The organism is Nisaea denitrificans DSM 18348, assembly GCF_000426505.1.
Lineage (GTDB): Bacteria > Pseudomonadota > Alphaproteobacteria > Thalassobaculales > Thalassobaculaceae > Nisaea > Nisaea denitrificans.
The window spans coordinates 250,489-268,825 of the sequence record NZ_KE384532.1 but is presented as its reverse complement, the minus strand read 5'-3'; the positions used below and the strand labels follow the sequence as shown (position 1 = coordinate 268,825).

Genomic DNA, 18,337 nt, shown 5'->3' with positions numbered 1-18,337 from the left:
CGTGATCAATGAGGATGCGCGCCCTGAGTGCCGCGAAGCGGGCTCGAAGATCGTCTCGCTCATGCCATGAGGGGTTGGTCCCATGTCACGTATGTCAGTTTTCAATTCTCCGCTCCTGCTCGGATTCGACCATTTCGAGCGGACGCTCGACCGGATATCGAAATCCACGGCCGACGGTTACCCGCCCTACAATATCGAGCAAACCTCCAGTGACGGCCTCCGCATCACGCTTGCCGTAGCTGGTTTCGGCTCCGACGAACTCAGTGTGCAGATCGAGGACAATCAGCTGGTCATTCGCGGCCGGCAGATCGAGGAAGACGACAGGATTTACCTGCATCGCGGTATTGCCGCGCGCCAGTTCCTGCGCACGTTTGTTCTGGCAGAGGGTATCGAAGTTCAATCCGCAGACCTCGACAACGGCCTTCTCCACATCGATCTCCGCCGCCCGATGCCCGAGGTGAAGGTTCAGACGATCGAGATCAATGCCGGCAAGAAGCCGGCGGCATCGAACACAAGAACAAAGCTCGATGTCGAGCGGGCTGACTAACGTCCGTCGACTTGCGGATTAGCAATCAGGACGTCAACAGGACATTGTCCGGAATCGGAGATGTAAATGGGAACCGAAATGAACGGATCTAACAGCGTGCGCCAGCTGAATACGCGGGACTTTGCCGCGCTCGGGCTGTTCGATATCGCTTTTGTTAAGCCGGTGACCAGTGATGGTGAAGAGAATTTCGAAATCCGCACCGCGGATGGAAAGCTGGTCGCCGACGCGCCGAGCTGGGAGGCCGCTGTCTCCCTGATCGCCGAGAACGAAATGCAGGCGGCCCGCATCCAATAGGATGCGGACACGCTTGAACCATTCAAAAAAATAAAGTGTAACGGAGGCGTCAGGCCGCGTTGCTGGCAGTCGCTTCAGTCAGAAGCGCATAGATCGCATCGACACTGTCCGCGCCGCGGATCTTCTCGCAGATCCCCTTGTCGCGCAGAAGGCGGGAGACCCGGGCCAAGGCCTTCAAGTGATCCGCACCGGCGGATTCAGGAGCAAGCAGCAGGAAAATGACGTCCACCGGCTTGTCGTCGATCGCATCGAACTCGACGGCACGGTCGGCGCGCGCAAAGATCCCATAGAGGCGATCAAGCGATGGCAGCTTGCCATGCGGTATTGCAATGCCATTGCCCATACCGGTCGTGCCCAAGCGCTCACGCTCCAACAGCACGTCAAAGATTTCTCTCTGCTCAAGTCCGGTCACGTCGGCAGCACGGCGGGAAAGCTCCTGCAGTGCCTGCTTCTTCGAGGTGACCTTCAGATGAGGGAGAACTCCCTCCGGAATTAGGATGTCCGCGATTTCCATCGGGTCTACCCTGCTCTCGTTTCATATCTGGCATCGCGCAGGCTTTCTCCATCGAGGGAGCAGCCTGGACGCCGTGCCGGTCCACAAAGGGACAAGCTCATCCCTGAGCCAGCCCCTTCGGATCGATCCAACCGATATTTCCGTCACTGCGACGGAAAATCACATTCAATTCACCGTGTGCCCTGTTCCGGAACATCACGACCTGTAGTTCCCCGAGCTCGAGACGCATTACGGCTTCTTCAACCGAGAGATCTTCAATCGAGGTCGTCATTTCTGCGACAACCACCGGCTGCCACTCATCCTCGACCACGGGTTCCGTAGCGGCTTGGTCCGCTGCGAGGACGTACTGCTGCGCTGCAACTTTTACGCCAGCCTCCCCGCGATGATGATCGCGGACGCGGCGTTTGAACCGGCGCAGGCGTTTGTCGATATGCTCGCCGGCCTTGTCCGCGGACGCATAAGCGTCCGCCGCGATACCCTGGCCGCGCACGAACATCTCGCGCCCGACATGGACAGCGATATCAGTACGGAAATCGCTCCCCTCCTTGGAAACGGTCACGCTGCCGTCGAGAGGATCGCCAAAGTATTTCTCGGAGATCGCAGTGACCAGACGCTCAATATGTTCATTGAGCGCCTCGCTGACCTGGACCTGCTTGCCTTTAATCGATAATTGCATGCTTCTTTCGCGGTCGATGAAATCGGACCTGTCTGTGTCTGGCTCGAGGCACGCAAGCCCAAAAAATCCAGCCTGAACGTCGCCCCTCCGACGAAGGCGCGGAACTTATTCGCGCCCAAGGGGAGAGTCAAGCGTTGCACTTACCGGATTCCTAAGTGCCCGACAACTAGATCAAATTCGCATCGATTTTTCGCGCCTCCTCTGAACCGACGAGGGAATTTTCATCGCTTCACGATACTTTGCGATTGTTCGACGTGCGATATCTACGCCTTGCCCCTTCAGTATTTCCACGATGCGATCATCCGATAGCACTTTGGTTGGTGGTTCCTCGTCGATCAATTTCTTGATTTTGAACCGGACCGCCTCCGCGGAAAGAGCATCACCACCCGCCGATGATGCGATGGCACTGGTGAAGAAGTACTTAAGCTCATAAATACCGCGCGGTGTCGCCATGAACTTGTTCGATGTGACTCGGCTGACGGTGCTTTCATGCATCTCGATCACCGTCGCGATGTCCCGCAGCACAAGCGGCCGGAGATACTGAATACCATGCTGGAAGAAGCCATCCTGCTGACGGACGATCTCGCCCGCCACTTTCAGGATCGTCGTCGCTCGCTGATGCAGCGAGCGCACAAGCCAGTTTGCCGACTGATGACACTCGCTTAGATACTCGCGATCGGATTTCTGTTTCGGTGCCCGGCTGATCTGCGAGAGATACGCGTTGTTCACCAGCACGCGCGGCAAGGTGTCCGGGTTCAGCTCCACAATCCAGGTTCCGTCCGGCGCCGGGCGTACCAGCACATCCGGGATGACCGCCTCGCTGGTATCCCGCTCGAAGGCGAGACCCGGCTTCGGGTTGAGGGAACGGATCTCCTCGACCATCTCGGTCATGTCCTCGACATCGACACCGCAGATCTTTAGCAGCCCCTGCATGTCGCGCTTGGCCAGCAGAGGCAGGTTATCGAGCAGGGCCTGGATCGCCGGATCGAGCCGGTTCCGGTCCTTCAGCTGCAAGGCGAGGCATTCCGAAAGGTTTCGGGCAAAGATACCGGGCGGGTCCAGGCTCTGCATTTTTCCGAGTACGGCCTCGACTGTTTCGAGGGGACAGGCAAGCTGCTCCGCCACGTCCTCGAGGTCGCCGGTATAATAGCCAGCATCGTCCAGAGAATCGAGCAGATCGGCGGCGATGATTCGCTCGTCCGGCTGCACGATATCGAGTGTTATCTGTTCGAGAAGATGCTCGCGCAGGGTCTTGTCCTGGCCGACGGACTCTTCCAGGCCCGGCAGATCCTCTCCGCCACGCCCGCCGCCGCTGCCCGCGTTCTCCCAACTACCGAGGGTCGGCGACAGGGACGGGTCCGCCTCCTCGACACTGGCACTGCTCCAGTTGTTGTCGTAATCCGCATCACCGGGATCATCGTTACCCGCAGGCAAGGATTCCGCACTTGTCCGGTCCATCGTATCGGGGCCGTCGGGCGCCTCTTCCCAGCCGCTGTCGGCGGCTGCATCGCTCGGAGCACCCTCCCCCTCGACCGCCTTGTCATAGGCCGCGATATTATCCGCCTCGAGCGCTTCAAGCGTCGCCGGCCCGTCGCCGTCATCCCGCTCAAGCAGGGGGTTCTGTTCGATTTCCGCTTCGACGAATTCGTTCAGCTCAAGATTGTTGAACTGCAGCAGCTTGATCGCCTGCTGCAGCTGCGGCGTCATGACCAGGTTCTGGGACTGCCTGAGGTCCAGTCTGGCTGAGAGCGCCAAATCCGGTCTCCCTAGAGCCTGAAGCGCTCGCCGAGATAAACCCGACGAACGTCATGATTGGACACGATCTCATCCGGCGCGCCGTCCATAAGGACCTTTCCATCATGCAGGATGAACGCTCGGTCGACGATATCCAGGGTCTCGCGCACGTTGTGATCGGTGATCAGGACGCCGATCCCGCGATCCTTGAGATGGGAGATCAGATCGCGAATTTCCCCGACCGCGATCGGGTCGATACCCGCCAGCGGCTCGTCGAGCAGGATGAAGTTCGGATGCGATGCCAGGGCGCGGGCAATCTCCACCCGGCGGCGCTCACCGCCCGACAGCGCGATGGACGGGGTCCGGCGCAAATGGCTGATCGAGAATTCGGCAAGCAGGTCTTCCAGCAACGCATCACGTTGGCTGGGATTGTCCTCGACGATCTCAAGTACCGCGCGGATGTTCTGCTCGACCGTCAGCCCCCGGAAGATCGACGCCTCCTGGGGTAGATAACCGATACCGAGACGGGAGCGCCGGTACATCGGCAGATCCGAGATATCGGCGCCATCGAGATGGATGGAGCCGTAATCCGCTGAGATCAGCCCGGTAATGACATAGAAACAGGTGGTCTTGCCGGCGCCGTTCGGGCCGAGCAAACCGACCGCCTCACCACGCTGCACGGAAAGGCTGACATCGCGCAGCACCGGCCGCGATTTATACCGCTTGCCGAGATTCCGCACGACAAGCCCGCGATTGCTGCTGACAAGGCGCGGGCCATCGCCAGCCCCCGCGGAGCTGTCCGTCTCACCGATATTGCTATCGCTCATCCCTAGCCTATGCCCCGCTTTCCGGTGTGCCGTTTGCCGTGCCGGGTCATTTCTTGCCCGACTTCGGATTGAACAATCCCCTGACCCGCTGCCGTGTGCCTTCCGGACCGGCCAGCAGTTTGCTGATACCAGTCTTGAGATTCACTTCGGCCCGTTCGCCGTTCAGCTGGTTCTCTCCCCGGGTAATCCGCACATTCCCCTGAAGGATGGCGGTCTCCGAATCAACATTGTAGATGCCTTCGTCCCCGCGCGCGACCTCCTCGGCCGTGGTGATCACAACATTGCCGACCGCGTCCATGCGTTTCGCGACCAGAGTACCCGCGGCATCTTCCTCGAAACGGGCAATCAGTGTATCGGCCCGGATCGTCCGGTCATCCTTCTTCGCCTCCGCATTTCCGCGGGCAACGGCGATCTGACGCTTGTCCCAATATTCCAGACTGTCGCGTGCCGTGATGGTCTCGGTTCCGGTTTCCAGCCGGGGCGGCTGCTTGGTGCCGAGCAGGACGGCAACCGCCTCGTCCAGATCATAAACCGCCCGCTCGCCATATCCGGTCTGCTTTTCGGAGGTAATCACCACATTGCCGATCGCCTCGATCCGATAGATGTCCGTGGCACCGCTCTGGTCGCGATAAAGCGCGGTCAACGTATCGGCGGCGACAACCACTCCGCCCCGCTCGGCCCTGGCATTGCCGCGCGCCACATACATCTGGTCTTCGCGGATCCATTCAATACCGTCATCCGCCTCGACAGTGACAGGCGCGTTGTCACCGTTGGCAGATTGAAGGGATTGGCCATAAGCACCAGCCGAGCCATAGACGATTACGGCGAGCAGGGACACGGCGCCAAAAACACCGCTGAAATACCGATGAAAAGACTGATTCTGCATTAATTCACGCCCTGGGGCTTGCCGCCCTGGAGTTGAGCCGGGAAGAAGATGATCTTGCTTTTGCCGGTGAACACAACGCGTGCGCCCCGATCATAGATCCGGAAACCCTCTCCGGTCGCGATGCCGCTCTGGCCATGGGCGCTGACCGGATCGTCGCTCCTCGCCATGCCCTTATCCAGCAACACCTGAGCGGTATCGGACGTCACCGTGTAGCCCTGATCGTGGAATACCGTCACACCGCCCGCCAGATCGATCGTTTTCTGCTTTTTATCGTAGATCCCGGTGGCGGCGGAAAGTGCCATCCATTCGTCGTCGCTGACCTCAAGGTCAGCCTGCGGATTGACCAGGTCGAGCCGGTCGTCGCCATGGGACTGCTGGCTGGCGCGGGAGGCCGTTACTTCATAGGGCCGGTGCTCCTCATCGACGCCGACATAGCGCGGCTGATCCATGCTGAGACCGTCCGTCGCCGCGACAAGGACATTCTTTACCTTGTCGCCGAGCCGGAATTTCGTGTGATCAGGGATCAATTGAGGCCAACTGACAATGAGCGCGATGATGGCCAGCGCCAATGCCGGAAGGATCAGCTTCATGAAGCCCACTAGGCGGCTGGCGCGGAACTGGTCTGCTCTCAGCGTGCGCGGGCCGTCCGGAATGAAACGCCGACCGTCGGGGTTTCCACCCACATTTTCCGCGATATGGTCGGCCATCCAATCCTCTTTCGTGAATCCCTCGGAATCACTTTGGATTCCCGCGTGCGGCACCAGTCCGTTCAGGTCGGCACCACCATGCGCGACGTTTTGGCCCGACAATTGCTTGTCTATACGGCGGAAGTATGGCGAATGAGCGCCAAAGGGTCAACGAATCCCGATGTTTCCGCCATCAATGAGAGAAAATATCCTCGCCGCCATAGCCGATCAGATCAAGCGCCGCACGGGTCGGCAGGTAGGCAAAGCTCGCAGCGGCGATCCCATCACGGCCTTCACGCACAAGCCGACGATCCAGCTCTTCGCGCAACTTGTGCAGATAGAGCACGTCCGATGCCGCATAGGTCATCTGCTCCTCGGTCAGCTCGTCCGCGCCCCAATCCGAGGATTGCTGCTGCTTTGACATGTCGACGCCGAGCAACTCCCGGCAAAGATCCTTGAGACCGTGGCGGTCCGTATAGGTGCGCACCAGCTTGGACGCGATCTTCGTGCAATAGACCGGAGCCGTCACCACGCCGAGATAGGCCTGCATGACCGCCACATCGAAGCGGGCGAAGTGGAACAGCTTCAGAACATTCGGGTCTGTCAGCAGCCGGGCCAGGTTCGGGGCGTCATGAGCGCCCTTGGCGAACTGAACAAGGTGCGCATTGCCGTCGCCTGAGGAAAGCTGGACCACGCAGAGCCGGTCGCGCTCCGGGCGCAGCCCCATGGTCTCGCTGTCGATCGCCACCACCGGCCCGAGATCGAGACCGTCCGGCAGATCGCCCTTGTGCAAAGTGATGGTCATGGGGCTCTCCTGCTCCATCTGGTCCAAGGCCTATGAACGGCCACACGCAAATCAGGTCCTACGACAGAATATCGGGACCCGCCAACGGTTTTGCGATTTCTTTCAGGAGAGATGGTGCGCCAAGGCGAAGTCGGACCGAGCACGTATCCGGGTATCAGATCGACTTTGAGGAGAGATGGTGCCCAGGAGAAGACTCGAACTTCCACGACCTTGCGGCCACTGGCACCTGAAGCCAGCGCGTCTACCAATTCCGCCACCTGGGCACAACCGGCGGGTAGGTGTCCGCCGGTGAGGCCGGGTAAATGCCAGCACGCGGCGCGTCTGTCAAAGGCTTTTTGCGGCGATATGACAATCCGGTTGCCCATCATGTCGTTGCCCGGGATTTTTGATCGCCCGGGCCGCTCTGCTATATTATAAGCGGCGGTAAGATTATGGAATGCGCCTCCGGTTTTTCTGGAACCGAAATGGCGCCCTTGAGAAGGACAACAACCATGTTCCGAGGCAAGAAGGTCACCGTTTTCGGCGGCTCCGGTTTTATCGGCCGTAACATCGTGCGCGAACTCGCGCAGCAGGGCGCCCGGGTGACCGTCGGCTGCCGCGATGTCGAGGGGGCCAAGCATCTCAAGGTTCAGGGTGTTGTCGGACAGGTGACCCCGGTGCATGTCGACGTGACCAAGGGCGATGGCATTGCAGCGGCCCTTGAGGGCGCGGATATGGCCGTCAACCTCTGCGGCATCCTGTTCGAGAGCGGGCGCAACCGGTTCGACGCCGTGCAGGGCACGGCCGCGGGCCTGATTGCTGCCGAAGCCGCGAAAGCAGGCGTCACCAGGTTCGTCCATGTCTCCGCCATCGGCGCAGATGCCAACTCGGCCTCCCGTTACGCCCGCAGCAAGGCCGCCGGCGAAGCCGCCGTGAAGAGCGCCTTCCCGACAGCGACCATCCTGCGGCCGAGCATTGTCTTCGGTCCCGACGACGATTTCTTCAACCGTTTCGGCACGATGGCGGAAGCATTTTCCTTCCTGCCACTTATCGGCGGCGGTCAGACGAAGTTCCAGCCGGTCTATGTCGATGATGTCGCCCGTGCCGCTCTTGCGGCCCTGACGTCCGACGCGGCGGAAGGCCAGACATACGAGCTCGGCGGCCCGACGACATACAGCTTCAGGGATCTGATGGAACTGGTGGTGGCGCAGACCGGTCGCAAATGCCGACTGGTCCAGATCCCGTTCTGGCTTGCCTCCCTTGAGGCAACCTTCCTCGAACTGTTGCCGACACCGCCGCTGACCCGCGATCAGGTGGTTTTGCTGAAATCGGACAATGTGGTTTCAGAAGGGGCGGCAACCCTGGCAGACTTCGGCATCAAGCCGACAGCCTGCGAGGCGATCCTGCCGACCTATCTCGACCGGTTCCGTTCCGGCGGCCGCTACAACCGCTTTCGCGCCGCCTAGAACCGTCAGCTATCGGTAGCCGGACCTGAAGGCCGGTGCGGGGCAACCCGCATCGGGGTTTCCGCGTCCAACGATGAATCTGCGTTCCCCCTGAGGATATGGCTGGGCTGCACCGGGTCGCCACGACTCCGGCAACAGAGCTCCAGAGTTGCAACATCCCTTCATGATGGGCCGGGCGATACCGGCCCACCCCGCGCGGGTCGTCCCTCATGAACGCTTTACCGCTCGTCGCACAGCGCGTCCCTCAACAATCTGAAAAAATCGCGCACACAACAAATAAAAAATCGCCTTCAACAAAAAAATTATTAAATACTTATTTTATAATACCCAGCATTTTCCTGTAATTTTATTTCTCGTCGTGCCTATATGTATAAAGTGAAGTTCTGTAATTATTTTGTTTATACGGAGAAGGGCGTCAGCATTAAAGCTGCGACTAGCTTCGGTATTTTCAAATTATTGCATCATTGACAAGACCGCGCTCACTGAGCGCGCCGTCTTCTGCCTGAAGAAACGCGACACCCGGATATGAACCTGCGGCCACGGCGCCGCCAGATGGAGTGAACACTTTGACATTACCTGAATGGGTTAAGCCGAGCATTCTTGGCTGCGGATTTGGTGCTATCGCCATCACAATAGTCGGCTTTACCTGGGGCGGCTGGATTACCAGCAGCAAGGCGGACAAAATTGCTTCCGACAGGGCGCAAACAGAAGTCGTTAAAGCCTTTGTCCCGGTCTGCGTCGCCCGATCCAAGACAGACCCGAATGCGGCCAAAATACTGGCCGACCTGGAAAAAGCGCAATCCTACCAGCGTGACGATGTCATGATGGATTCCGGTTGGGCCACACTGCCTGGCGCAGGAAGCCCGTCACGCCCGCTGGCGCTGGCCTGCATCGAAATAGTCATGGCAAAAGCCTGACCTACACCAAGCTTCTTGGCAGAATCTGCCCTTCACTAGATTTTGCCCGTTAGCGACAAGGCCCCGAATATCCCCGGCGCGCGGACCGCTTATAGATCTTGACCGGTCCCGCCCCGGGCGGCCTCTAGAACCTCTTCTGTACGCTTGGCCTGCCGATACGGCACCAAGGCGCATCAATGCGCCGAAGCTGTGAGACTCTCCGGAAGATACCTTTCAAACTGAGGCACTAACATTCGCGCCTCAAGAACGCCTACCCGTCACAAGCGCGCTGACCGCGACCAGCGGAGCCCTTTAAGAGTCCCCCACGGATCTGGCGAGCCCCAGACACGCGCCAAGCGGTTCTCAACACTCCATATTGTGAGAAATTGAGGCCCGAAATGGACGAAGCCCGCTGGTTTCCCAGCGGGCTTCGATGGTGGAGCCAAGCGGGATCGAACCGCTGACCTCTACAATGCCATTGTAGCGCTCTCCCAGCTGAGCTATGGCCCCGATAACCATGCGCCGGTTTGGGCCCCGGCGCGGGTGGGCTCGCTATGTAGCGAGCCCAGCCCAATGGATCAAGTGCTTTTTAACGATATCGTCAAAACACCCGTGATCAGAGATCTTCGTCGTCTTTTTTGACGACAACGACATCAGCGTCGTCATCGTCATCGTCATCGAGAAGAGAGTCGTCGACAACATCATCATCGTCGTCGAGATCGGCAATCAACGTGTCTTCACCGTCATCGTCATCGTCATCATCGCTGTCATCATCAGCGTCATCTGCGACGACGACCTTGTCCTCATCCGAGGCAAGCTCCTCGACACCATCGTCCTCTTCCTCGAGTTCGGCGTCCTCAGCCTCGGCTGGTTTCTTTTTCTTCACATCCGCCACCGGAACCGGACGCGCCCGACGGCTTTTCAGCACCGCCTCGGGATCGTACTCGGTTTCGCATTTTGGGCAGACGATGGGAGATTTCATCAGGTCATAGAAGCGCGCGCCGCAGGATTGGCAGGTGCGCTTGATGCCCCATTCCGGTTTCGCCACGTCGTTCCTCCGACAGTCACTTGACTCTGGATCGCTATTGCAAGAGGCGCCGAATAACTGTGATGCGCCCATCTGTCAAAGTGAAAATGCGCAACGGAGCCCCCGGAATCCCGCCAGTCGTGCCTATTTCCCCCAGACAGGCCGCCAGCCTCTGTGATAGAGAGCCTGCGGTCAACCCGAAGCCGACGCGATTTTGTCCGCGAAAAGCCCCGTGAGAATCCCATGACATCCCTTACCTCATCAAAAAGCGCTGCGCTCTCCGGAACCCTCAAGGTGCCGGGCGATAAATCGATTTCCCATCGCTCCCTGATTCTCGGCGGCCTCGCCATCGGCCGGACCGCGGTTTCGGGGCTGCTGGAAGGCGAGGATGTGCTCGCGACGGCCGCCGCCATGCGCGCACTCGGCGCCAGCGTGAACCGGCTGGACGACGGCACATGGGAAGTCTTCGGACGCGGCATCGGCACGCTCGACGAGCCGGAGGACGTGCTCGACCTCGGTAATTCCGGAACCGCCGCCCGGCTTCTTATGGGACTGGTCGCCGGTCATCCGATCAATGCCGTCTTCACCGGCGACGCTTCCTTGCGCCGCCGCCCCATGGGCCGCGTCATTACCCCGCTAAGCCAGATCGGCGCCGCCTTTCACGGCCGCGCCGGCGGCCGCCTGCCGCTGTGCGTCGAAGGCGCCACTGACCCGCTGCCCATCCGCTACACGCTTCCCGTCGCCTCGGCCCAGGTGAAATCGGCGATCCTGCTTGCCGGCCTCAACACTCCGGGCGAGACCACGGTGATCGAGCCTGAAAAAACCCGCGACCATACCGAAACCATGTTCCGCCATTTCGGCGCGGACGTGCGGGTCGAGGATCTTCCCGAGGGGCGCGTCATCACGCTGACCGGTCAGCCCGAGTTCAAGGCAAGCGATATCGTCGTTCCAGCCGATCCCTCCTCCGCCGCCTTTCCGGCCGTGGCCGCACTGATCACACCGGACTCCGACATCACCCTGCCGGCGGTCGGCCTCAATCCGCTGCGCTTCGGCGTGTTCGAAACGCTGATCGAGATGGGCGCGGATATCGAGATTTCGAACCGCCGTATCGAGGCCGGAGAGCCTATCGGCGACATCCGGGTACGTAGCAGCGCGCTGAAAGGCATCGAGGTTCCGGCGGAACGCGCGCCGAGCATGATCGACGAATATCCGATCCTCTCCGTCGCCGCCGCCTTCGCCGAGGGCGCCACCATCATGCGCGGGGTCGGCGAGTTGCGGGTCAAGGAAAGTGACCGTCTGGGAGCGATGGCACGCGGCCTTGCCGCCACGGGCGTCCGTGTCGAGGAGGGCGAGGATACGCTAGCCGTCACCGGCTCCTCGAATGGCGTGGCTGGTGGCGCAACCATCGCAGCCGATCTCGACCACCGGATCGCCATGTCCTTCCTCGTCCTCGGCATGGGGGCCCAGGCTCCGGTCGCCATCGACGATGCCAGGACCATCGACACCAGCTTCCCCGGTTTCGCCGACCTGATGCGCGGCGCCGGTGCGAAGATCAACAGCGGAGCCGTCACATGATCATCGCCATTGACGGGCCGGCAGCAGCCGGCAAGGGCACGCTTGCCCGGCGGCTCGCGGATCATCTGGGATATGCCTATCTGGATACCGGCTCGCTTTATCGCGCTGTTGCCGTGATGGTGCTGCACCGGAACGGCGCTCCCGACAATGTGGAGGCCGCCACGGAAGCGGCCCGCACGCTGGATCTCGACCTGCTGGGAAGCCCGGATCTGCGCACGGGCGAAGCCGGGGCCGCTGCCTCCAAGGTCGCGGCAATCCCCTCAGTCCGGGCAGCGCTGACAGGTTTTCAACGGCAGTTCGCCACGCATCCGCCGGGCAATGCGGGCGGGGCCATACTGGATGGCCGGGACATCGGCACGGTGATCTGCCCGGACGCCGACCGGAAACTCTTCGTCACCGCTTCTGTGGAAGCCCGGGCCGAACGGCGATTCAAAGAGTTGCAGGAACGGGGCGAGGCCGCTATATATGCGCGCGTTTTGCAGGATATGCGTGAACGTGATGCCCGCGACGCCGGTCGGAGCGATGCCCCGATGAAGCAAGCGGACAATGCGATCCTGATCGACACGTCTTCGATGACCCCGGACGAAGCTTTTACAGCAGCGCTGGACGTGATTGAAGACGCGGGCTGATCACCGCAGTCTGCGGAACGTGAGAGATGCCGGTCATTAGGTCCGATGACCGGTTTTGGAAACCAACGGTGGCTGACAGGCTCAGCCGCGTTCCAACCCTGGACCGGGTGGAACGGTTCCGCGATGCGGGACGCAAATCCAATTTGCACAGCCACCATGAACAGATGCCGGCAAACTTCGGTTTTCCGGCAAGATCCATTGAGGAGCTTACATGGCTGATACAGCCGGAGCGGTCCAAGAACCGGAAATGACTGAGAATTTTGCTGCCCTGCTCGACGAGTCGTTTGGCGACGTCACGAGCATCGAAGGCAGCGTCGTAAAGGGTACCGTTATCTCTGTAGATAACGATGCGGCCCTGATCGACGTCGGACTTAAGTCCGAAGGCCGTGTGTCGCTGAGGGAATTCGGCGACCCGGGCAAGAAAGCGGAACTGAAGCCCGGCGACATCGTCGAGGTTTATGTCGAGCGCATGGAAGACCGCAACGGCGAAGCGATGCTCAGCCGTGAGAAGGCTCGCCGCGAGGAAGCCTGGGCGGTTCTGGAAACCGGGTTCGAAAACAACGAACGCGTCACCGGCACCATCTTCGGTCGGGTCAAGGGCGGCTTCACCGTCGATCTCTCCGGCGCCGTGGCCTTCCTGCCGGGCAGCCAAGTCGACATCCGTCCGGTCCGCGACATCGGCCCGCTGCTGGGTACGCCGCAGCCGTTCCAGATCCTGAAAATGGACCGTCGCCGGGGCAACATCGTCGTTTCCCGCCGTGCCGTTCTTGAAGAGTCCCGCGCCGAAGCTCGCTCCGAGCTGGTCGCAAACCTCCAGGAAGGCCAGGTCCTCCAGGGTGTGGTCAAGAACATCACCGACTACGGCGCGTTCGTGGATCTCGGCGGTGTTGACGGCCTGCTGCACGTCACCGACATCGCGTGGCGCCGCATCAATCATCCGAGTGAAGCCCTGCAGATCGGTGCGACCGTCAAGGTCCAGGTCATCCGCTTCAACCCGGAAACCCAGCGTATCTCCCTCGGCATGAAGCAGCTCGAGGCGGATCCGTGGGAAGGTGTGGATCTGAAGTATCCGGTCGGCACCAAGTTCACCGGTCGCGTCACGAACATCACCGACTACGGTGCATTCGTCGAACTCGAGCCGGGCATCGAAGGCCTGGTCCACGTCTCCGAAATGAGCTGGACCAAGAAGAACGTGCATCCGGGCAAGATCGTCTCCACCAGCCAGGAAGTCGAGGTCATGGTCCTCGATGTCGATCCGGCCAAGCGGCGTATCTCTCTCGGTCTCAAGCAGTGCATGGCCAACCCGTGGGACGATTTCGTCACCAGCTACCCGGCCGGCACCGAGATCGAAGGCGAAGTCAAGAACATCACCGAATTCGGTCTGTTCGTTGGCCTCTCCGGCGAGATCGACGGCATGGTTCACCTCTCCGACCTCTCCTGGGAGCAGTCGGGCGAGGAAGCCATCAAGGAGTACAAGAAGGGCGACATGGTCAAGGCGAAGGTCCTTGACGTGGATACCGACAAGGAGCGCATCTCCCTTGGTATCAAGCAGCTCTCCGAGGACCCCTTCGAGTCCGGTGCATCCGATCTGCGCAAGGGTGTGGTTGTCACCTGTACCGTGACCACGCTGACCGACAACGGTCTCGAGGTTGCTGTCGGTGAAGGCCTGCACGGCTTCATCCGCAAGTCCGACCTGTCCCGGGATCGCTCCGAGCAGCGTCCGGACCGGTTCGCGGTTGGCGAAAAGGTCGATGCCAAGATCACCCAGATCGACAACAAGACGCGCAAGCTGACCCTGTCGATCAAGGCTCGCGAAGTCGAAGAAGAGAAGAAGGCCATGGCCGACTACGGTTCTTCCGACAGCGGCGCCAGCTTGGGCGACATTCTGGGCGCAGCCCTGAAGCAGCGAGAAGAAGGACAGCAGGACTAAGGCATCGCCTCTGTCCGACTGTTTCTGGAAATGCGGCGCCGCCCCTGTTTGGGCGGCGCCGTTTTCGTATTCATCGTGACAAATCCGCACTTCTGATTTCATGAAGTGCGTTTTTATTATGCAAAAGAGAGACTTACACTTGACGAACCACGATAAAATTCGGTTTTATTGTGGCGATGTCCAGTCCGGGCGCGACATGTGTGAGCTGGACTGTCAATTGGGGGAGCGTGGCAAACATGACCAAATCTGAGTTGATCATGCGTCTTGCCGAGGCAAACCCTCACCTTTACCAGCGTGACGTAGAGCGGATCGTCTCCGCTATCTTCGACGAGATCTCCGATGCCCTTGCCAGTGGCGATCGCGTTGAACTCCGTGGTTTCGGTGCATTTTCCGTGAAAAAGCGCGATGCCCGTGTCGGCCGGAACCCGCGCACCGGAGATTCAGTCCCGGTTCAGGAAAAGTTCGTGCCCTTCTTCAAAACCGGCAAGCAACTGCGTGACCGGATCAACGACGGCTAAGGCTTTTCGACTGCCTGGCAGTCGGTCGATCGAGAAAATTCACTCTGATACCGCGCCTCGGGGCTTCGATCTGGCTGTCTGATCGCCTATATTCATCTGATCGCCTGTATTCGATGGCAGTTTCGCAATCACGGTAGCGCCATGGCCCGCAGATCCTTCATCGCAAGAACAATGAGCATGCTGATCGGGCTACCGGTCGCGCTGGTCATCGTCCTGTTCGCGATCTCCAACCGCCATCTTGTCGAGGTCGGCTTCTGGCCTCTGCCGGTCATTGTCGAGGTGCCGGCCTATATTCTCGGTCTGTGCACGATGGCGTTCGGCTTCATCCTCGGTGTCGTCGCCACCTGGATCAGCGGCGGCTCGACCCGCCACCGGGCCCGTCTGGCCGAAGGCAAGGCGCGCCGGCTGGAGGAGGACCTCGATCACAAGGCGCACGAAGTCGAGGATCTCCGGAAAGCCCTGCCGGCACCGGAAAAACGCTGATCCCCGGGAAAGTCGATACATCAATGGATGTCAAAATCTGCGGGCTGAAAACGCGGGAAGCCGTCGAGGCCGCCGCCGCGTCTGGAGCCAGTCACATCGGCCTGAATTTCTTTCCGCCCTCCCCGCGCTCGATCACGCCGGAAGCGGCGGCGGACCTCGTCGCCCACGTCCCGGACGGGGTGAAGGTCGTCGCCCTCGTGGTCGATGCCGACGACGCGCTGCTCCAGGCTATCTGGGATGCAGCCCATCCGGACATCTTCCAGCTACACGGTACGGAGAGCCCGGACCGGGTGCGGGAAATCAAGGCGCGTTTCGGCGTATCGGTCATGAAGGCTATACGGGTCGCCGATGCGGCGGACGCGCGCAGCGCCGAAGCCTATGACGGGATTGCCGACCTCATCCTGTTCGATGCCAAGCCGCCGAAAGACAAGGACAAGCTGCCCGGCGGCAACGGGCTTATTTTCGACTGGATGGCACTCAAGGCCTACAAGGGCACCACGCCTTGGATGCTGGCTGGTGGGCTCGATGCGTCGAACGTCGCCGAAGCCATCCGGGTGACCGGTGCGAAAGCCGTCGACACCGCCTCCGGTGCCGAGGATGCACAGGGTGAGAAGAACCCGGACAGGATCCGGGCCTTCGTCAGTGCCGCTTTACAGGCACAATAGCACCCGAAATGCCCTTCCCAGCCTTGCCTTACAAAAGCGCTCAACGCATTATGCGGCGTTTCGCGAGCCGTCCTAAACCCGCGCCTCGAGTCCGCAAGCCCCGATCCGACGAGGAAGCCTGATAAATGGCAAGCTCCACGCCAGCCCTGAACTCATTCCGCAACGGCCCCGACGAGAACGGCCATTTCGGTATTTTCGGCGGTCGCTACGTCGCCGAAACCCTGATGCCTTTGGTCCTGGAGGTCGAAAAGGCCTACCTGACGGCGAAGGGCGATCCGGACTTCTGGGCGGAGATGGAATATTACCGGAAGCACTATATCGGCCGTCCGAGCGCGCTTTATTTCGCGCCCCGGCTGACGGAGCATTTCGGCGGCGGCAAGCTCTACTTCAAGCGCGACGAGTTGAACCATACCGGCGCGCACAAGATCAACAACGTGATGGGTCAGGCCCTGCTCGCCAAGCGCATGGGCCGGACCAAGATCATCGCCGAGACCGGCGCCGGTCAGCACGGCGTTGCGACCGCGACTGCCTGTGCCCTGTTCGGCATGGAATGCGAAGTCTTCATGGGCGCCGAAGACGTGAAGCGGCAGAAGCCGAACGTCGACCGCATGCGCCTGCTCGGGGCGAAGGTGGTTCCAGTGACCTCCGGCTCCTCCACCCTGAAGGACGCCATGAACGAGGCCCTGCGTTACTGGGTCTCGAAGGCGGAAACCCATTTCTACATCATCGGCACGGCCGCCGGCCCGCATCCCTATCCGGCCATGGTCCGCGATTTCCAGAGCATCATCGGCGAAGAAGTCCGCTGGCAACTTGAAGAAGCCGAAGGCAAGCTTCCGGACGTGCTGGTCGCCTGCATCGGCGGCGGCTCCAACGCCATCGGCCTGTTCCATCCGTTCCTGGATGACGAGAGCGTCGAGATCTTCGGCGTCGAGGCGGCCGGACACGGCATCGACAGCGGCGAGCATGCCGCTTCGCTGACCGGCGGAAACCCGGGTGTGCTGCACGGCAACCGGACTTACCTCCTGCAGGACGATGACGGGCAGATCACCGAGGCGCATTCGATCTCGGCCGGTCTCGACTATCCCGGCATCGGGCCGGAGCATTCCTGGCTGCATGAGAGCGGTCGGGTGAAATATGTCAGCGCCACCGACACGGACGCACTGAAAGCCTTCGCCCTGTGCTCCAAGCTGGAAGGCATCATTCCGGCTCTGGAGCCGAGCCATGCGCTGGCTTATGTCGGCACCATGATCGGCGATCTGGCGAAAGACAAAATCGTGGTCATGAATCTCTGCGGCCGCGGCGACAAGGATCTGGATGCGGTGATTCCGCGGCTCGAGGAAATGGGCGAACTCTGATGAATTATACCGCTTCCCGCCTGGACAAATGCTTCGCGGCTCTCAAGGACGAAAACCGCGCCGGTCTCGGCATTTTCGTCACCGCCGGCGATCCCGATGCGGAGACCTCGCTCGCCATCATGAAAGCCCTGCCCGGTGCCGGTGCCGACATGATCGAATTCGGCATGCCCTTTTCCGATCCGATGGCGGACGGCCCGTCGGTCCAGGCGTCAAGCCAGCGGTCGCTGAAGGCCGGCGGCAGTATGGTGAAGACCCTCGCTCAGCTCCGTGCTTTCCGGGAAGACGACAAGACCACGCCGGTCGTGCTCATGGGCTACTACAACCCGATCTATATCTACGGGGTCGAGCGGTTCCTCACCGACGCAATCGAGGCCGGAGCCGACGGTCTGATCGTTGTCGATCTGCCGCCTGAGGAAGACGAAGAGCTGTGCCTGCCCGCCGTCAAGCGCAACCTGCCTTTCGTCCGGCTGGCAACGCCGACAACGGACGATGCCCGCCTGCCAACGGTACTGACCAACACCAGCGGTTTCCTGTATTATGTCTCGATCGCCGGGGTCACCGGAACAGCCGAAGTTCCGATCGACATGGTCACGGCGGCCTTGGCACGCTTGCGCAAGCATACCGATATTCCGATTGGCGTCGGTTTCGGTATCAAGACGAAAGAGCAGGCCGCAGCCGTTGGCACGGTCGCCGATGCCTGCATTGTCGGATCGGCCGTGGTCGATGCCATCAGGGATTCGCTCGACGGATCCGGCAAGGCGACCGGCAAGACCGTCGGCGCCGTGACCGCGCTTGTCTCCGACCTTGCTGCCGGTGTACGGAACGCCCGGTCTTAGAACAGTATA

20 protein-coding genes and 2 tRNA genes are annotated in these 18,337 nt (G+C 60.7%); 12 read left to right on the top strand and 10 right to left on the bottom strand.

Going from position 1 to position 18,337, the window contains the following annotated elements:
• The first annotated feature begins 82 nt into the window (after positions 1-82).
• Entirely contained in the window at positions 83-547 is a 465-nt protein-coding gene (locus K328_RS25310) for an Hsp20 family protein (RefSeq protein ID WP_036555299.1), read from the top strand.
• Between the two features lie 66 nt (positions 548-613).
• Positions 614-841: a hypothetical protein gene (locus K328_RS25305; RefSeq protein WP_051285351.1), complete on the top strand. Its 228-nt coding sequence runs from the start codon at positions 614-616 to the stop codon at positions 839-841.
• 49 nt (positions 842-890) lie between these two features.
• On the opposite strand, the gene ptsN is transcribed toward K328_RS25305, so the two are convergent.
• The 8 genes from ptsN to K328_RS0121085 all read right to left on the bottom strand — a co-directional run bounded on the left by ptsN (position 891) and on the right by K328_RS0121085 (position 7,232).
• Positions 891-1,355 carry a PTS IIA-like nitrogen regulatory protein PtsN gene (ptsN, locus tag K328_RS0121120; protein ID WP_028467663.1) on the bottom strand — a complete coding sequence of 155 codons (465 nt, stop codon included), beginning with the start codon at positions 1,353-1,355 and terminating at the stop codon, positions 891-893.
• A 97-nt stretch (positions 1,356-1,452) separates the two neighbouring features.
• Positions 1,453-2,031, bottom strand: coding sequence for a ribosome hibernation-promoting factor, HPF/YfiA family (gene hpf, locus K328_RS0121115; protein ID WP_028467662.1), 579 nt, complete (start codon positions 2,029-2,031; stop codon positions 1,453-1,455).
• 171 nt (positions 2,032-2,202) lie between these two features.
• A complete protein-coding gene (rpoN, locus tag K328_RS0121110) occupies positions 2,203-3,786 on the bottom strand; it encodes an RNA polymerase factor sigma-54 (protein ID WP_028467661.1) in 1,584 nt (527 codons plus the stop codon).
• Between the two features lie 11 nt (positions 3,787-3,797).
• Positions 3,798-4,592, bottom strand: a complete 795-nt coding sequence (lptB, locus tag K328_RS0121105) for an LPS export ABC transporter ATP-binding protein (RefSeq protein ID WP_036555296.1) — start codon at positions 4,590-4,592, stop codon at positions 3,798-3,800.
• A 46-nt stretch (positions 4,593-4,638) separates the two neighbouring features.
• Positions 4,639-5,478 carry an LptA/OstA family protein gene (locus K328_RS0121100; protein WP_028467659.1) on the bottom strand — a complete coding sequence of 280 codons (840 nt, stop codon included), beginning with the start codon at positions 5,476-5,478 and terminating at the stop codon, positions 4,639-4,641.
• Positions 5,478-6,185: an LPS export ABC transporter periplasmic protein LptC gene (lptC, locus tag K328_RS25300; RefSeq protein WP_156901539.1), complete on the bottom strand. Its 708-nt coding sequence runs from the start codon at positions 6,183-6,185 to the stop codon at positions 5,478-5,480. Before lptC ends, K328_RS0121100 begins: the two co-directional genes overlap by 1 nt.
• Positions 6,186-6,357: 172 nt before the next feature.
• A complete protein-coding gene (locus K328_RS0121090; protein ID WP_028467658.1) occupies positions 6,358-6,969 on the bottom strand; it encodes a ribonuclease D in 612 nt (203 codons plus the stop codon).
• 176 nt (positions 6,970-7,145) lie between these two features.
• Positions 7,146-7,232, bottom strand: a tRNA-Leu gene (locus tag K328_RS0121085).
• A gap of 228 nt (positions 7,233-7,460) precedes the next feature.
• Between K328_RS0121085 and K328_RS0121080 the strand changes: the two genes are divergently transcribed.
• Both K328_RS0121080 and K328_RS0121075 read left to right on the top strand, forming a co-directional pair.
• Complete coding sequence (locus K328_RS0121080; protein WP_036555293.1) at positions 7,461-8,414, top strand: complex I NDUFA9 subunit family protein; 954 nt, start codon at positions 7,461-7,463, stop codon at positions 8,412-8,414.
• A 566-nt stretch (positions 8,415-8,980) separates the two neighbouring features.
• Positions 8,981-9,331, top strand: coding sequence for a hypothetical protein (locus K328_RS0121075; protein WP_028467656.1), 351 nt, complete (start codon positions 8,981-8,983; stop codon positions 9,329-9,331).
• A 413-nt stretch (positions 9,332-9,744) separates the two neighbouring features.
• Here the strand turns inward: K328_RS0121075 and K328_RS0121070 are convergent.
• Both K328_RS0121070 and K328_RS0121065 read right to left on the bottom strand, forming a co-directional pair.
• A tRNA-Ala gene (locus K328_RS0121070) sits at positions 9,745-9,820 on the bottom strand.
• 106 nt (positions 9,821-9,926) lie between these two features.
• Positions 9,927-10,358, bottom strand: a complete 432-nt coding sequence (locus tag K328_RS0121065; protein ID WP_028467655.1) for a TIGR02300 family protein — start codon at positions 10,356-10,358, stop codon at positions 9,927-9,929.
• Between the two features lie 222 nt (positions 10,359-10,580).
• Between K328_RS0121065 and aroA the strand changes: the two genes are divergently transcribed.
• From aroA to trpA, 8 genes are all read left to right on the top strand, one after another.
• Positions 10,581-11,912: a 3-phosphoshikimate 1-carboxyvinyltransferase gene (gene aroA, locus K328_RS0121060; RefSeq protein WP_028467654.1), complete on the top strand. Its 1,332-nt coding sequence runs from the start codon at positions 10,581-10,583 to the stop codon at positions 11,910-11,912.
• The gene (gene cmk / locus K328_RS0121055; RefSeq protein WP_028467653.1) at positions 11,909-12,541 is read left to right on the top strand and encodes a (d)CMP kinase; all 633 of its coding nucleotides are present in this window, start codon (positions 11,909-11,911) and stop codon (positions 12,539-12,541) included. The genes aroA and cmk overlap by 4 nt, the downstream gene beginning before the upstream one ends.
• 211 nt (positions 12,542-12,752) lie before the next feature.
• A complete protein-coding gene (gene rpsA / locus K328_RS0121050) occupies positions 12,753-14,471 on the top strand; it encodes a 30S ribosomal protein S1 (protein WP_028467652.1) in 1,719 nt (572 codons plus the stop codon).
• Between the two features lie 236 nt (positions 14,472-14,707).
• Positions 14,708-14,989 (top strand): integration host factor subunit beta, encoded by a 282-nt coding sequence (gene ihfB / locus K328_RS0121045; RefSeq protein WP_028467651.1) that lies wholly within the window; start codon positions 14,708-14,710, stop codon positions 14,987-14,989.
• Positions 14,990-15,130: 141 nt separating this feature from the next.
• Complete coding sequence (locus K328_RS0121040; RefSeq protein WP_084608467.1) at positions 15,131-15,472, top strand: LapA family protein; 342 nt, start codon at positions 15,131-15,133, stop codon at positions 15,470-15,472.
• A 23-nt stretch (positions 15,473-15,495) separates the two neighbouring features.
• Positions 15,496-16,137, top strand: a complete 642-nt coding sequence (locus tag K328_RS0121035) for a phosphoribosylanthranilate isomerase (protein ID WP_036555291.1) — start codon at positions 15,496-15,498, stop codon at positions 16,135-16,137.
• A gap of 125 nt (positions 16,138-16,262) precedes the next feature.
• The gene (gene trpB, locus K328_RS0121030) at positions 16,263-17,492 is read left to right on the top strand and encodes a tryptophan synthase subunit beta (RefSeq protein ID WP_028467648.1); all 1,230 of its coding nucleotides are present in this window, start codon (positions 16,263-16,265) and stop codon (positions 17,490-17,492) included.
• Positions 17,492-18,328: a tryptophan synthase subunit alpha gene (gene trpA, locus K328_RS0121025; protein WP_028467647.1), complete on the top strand. Its 837-nt coding sequence runs from the start codon at positions 17,492-17,494 to the stop codon at positions 18,326-18,328. The genes trpB and trpA overlap by 1 nt, the downstream gene beginning before the upstream one ends.
• Positions 18,329-18,337: the final 9 nt, after the last annotated feature.

Coding starts and splice junctions, on each gene's coding strand:
- hpf (WP_028467662.1), bottom strand. CDS start 2,031: ATGCAATTATCGATTAAAGGCAAGCAGGTCCAGGTCAGCGAGGCGCTC.
- trpB (WP_028467648.1), top strand. CDS start 16,263: ATGGCAAGCTCCACGCCAGCCCTGAACTCATTCCGCAACGGCCCCGAC.
- K328_RS0121035 (WP_036555291.1), top strand. CDS start 15,496: ATGGATGTCAAAATCTGCGGGCTGAAAACGCGGGAAGCCGTCGAGGCC.
- K328_RS25310 (WP_036555299.1), top strand. CDS start 83: ATGTCACGTATGTCAGTTTTCAATTCTCCGCTCCTGCTCGGATTCGAC.
- lptC (WP_156901539.1), bottom strand. CDS start 6,185: ATGGCCGACCATATCGCGGAAAATGTGGGTGGAAACCCCGACGGTCGG.
- lptB (WP_036555296.1), bottom strand. CDS start 4,592: ATGAGCGATAGCAATATCGGTGAGACGGACAGCTCCGCGGGGGCTGGC.
- trpA (WP_028467647.1), top strand. CDS start 17,492: ATGAATTATACCGCTTCCCGCCTGGACAAATGCTTCGCGGCTCTCAAG.
- K328_RS0121040 (WP_084608467.1), top strand. CDS start 15,131: ATGGCCCGCAGATCCTTCATCGCAAGAACAATGAGCATGCTGATCGGG.
- K328_RS0121080 (WP_036555293.1), top strand. CDS start 7,461: ATGTTCCGAGGCAAGAAGGTCACCGTTTTCGGCGGCTCCGGTTTTATC.
- rpsA (WP_028467652.1), top strand. CDS start 12,753: ATGGCTGATACAGCCGGAGCGGTCCAAGAACCGGAAATGACTGAGAAT.
- cmk (WP_028467653.1), top strand. CDS start 11,909: ATGATCATCGCCATTGACGGGCCGGCAGCAGCCGGCAAGGGCACGCTT.
- ptsN (WP_028467663.1), bottom strand. CDS start 1,355: ATGGAAATCGCGGACATCCTAATTCCGGAGGGAGTTCTCCCTCATCTG.
- K328_RS25305 (WP_051285351.1), top strand. CDS start 614: ATGGGAACCGAAATGAACGGATCTAACAGCGTGCGCCAGCTGAATACG.
- K328_RS0121100 (WP_028467659.1), bottom strand. CDS start 5,478: ATGCAGAATCAGTCTTTTCATCGGTATTTCAGCGGTGTTTTTGGCGCC.
- aroA (WP_028467654.1), top strand. CDS start 10,581: ATGACATCCCTTACCTCATCAAAAAGCGCTGCGCTCTCCGGAACCCTC.
- K328_RS0121090 (WP_028467658.1), bottom strand. CDS start 6,969: ATGACCATCACTTTGCACAAGGGCGATCTGCCGGACGGTCTCGATCTC.
- ihfB (WP_028467651.1), top strand. CDS start 14,708: ATGACCAAATCTGAGTTGATCATGCGTCTTGCCGAGGCAAACCCTCAC.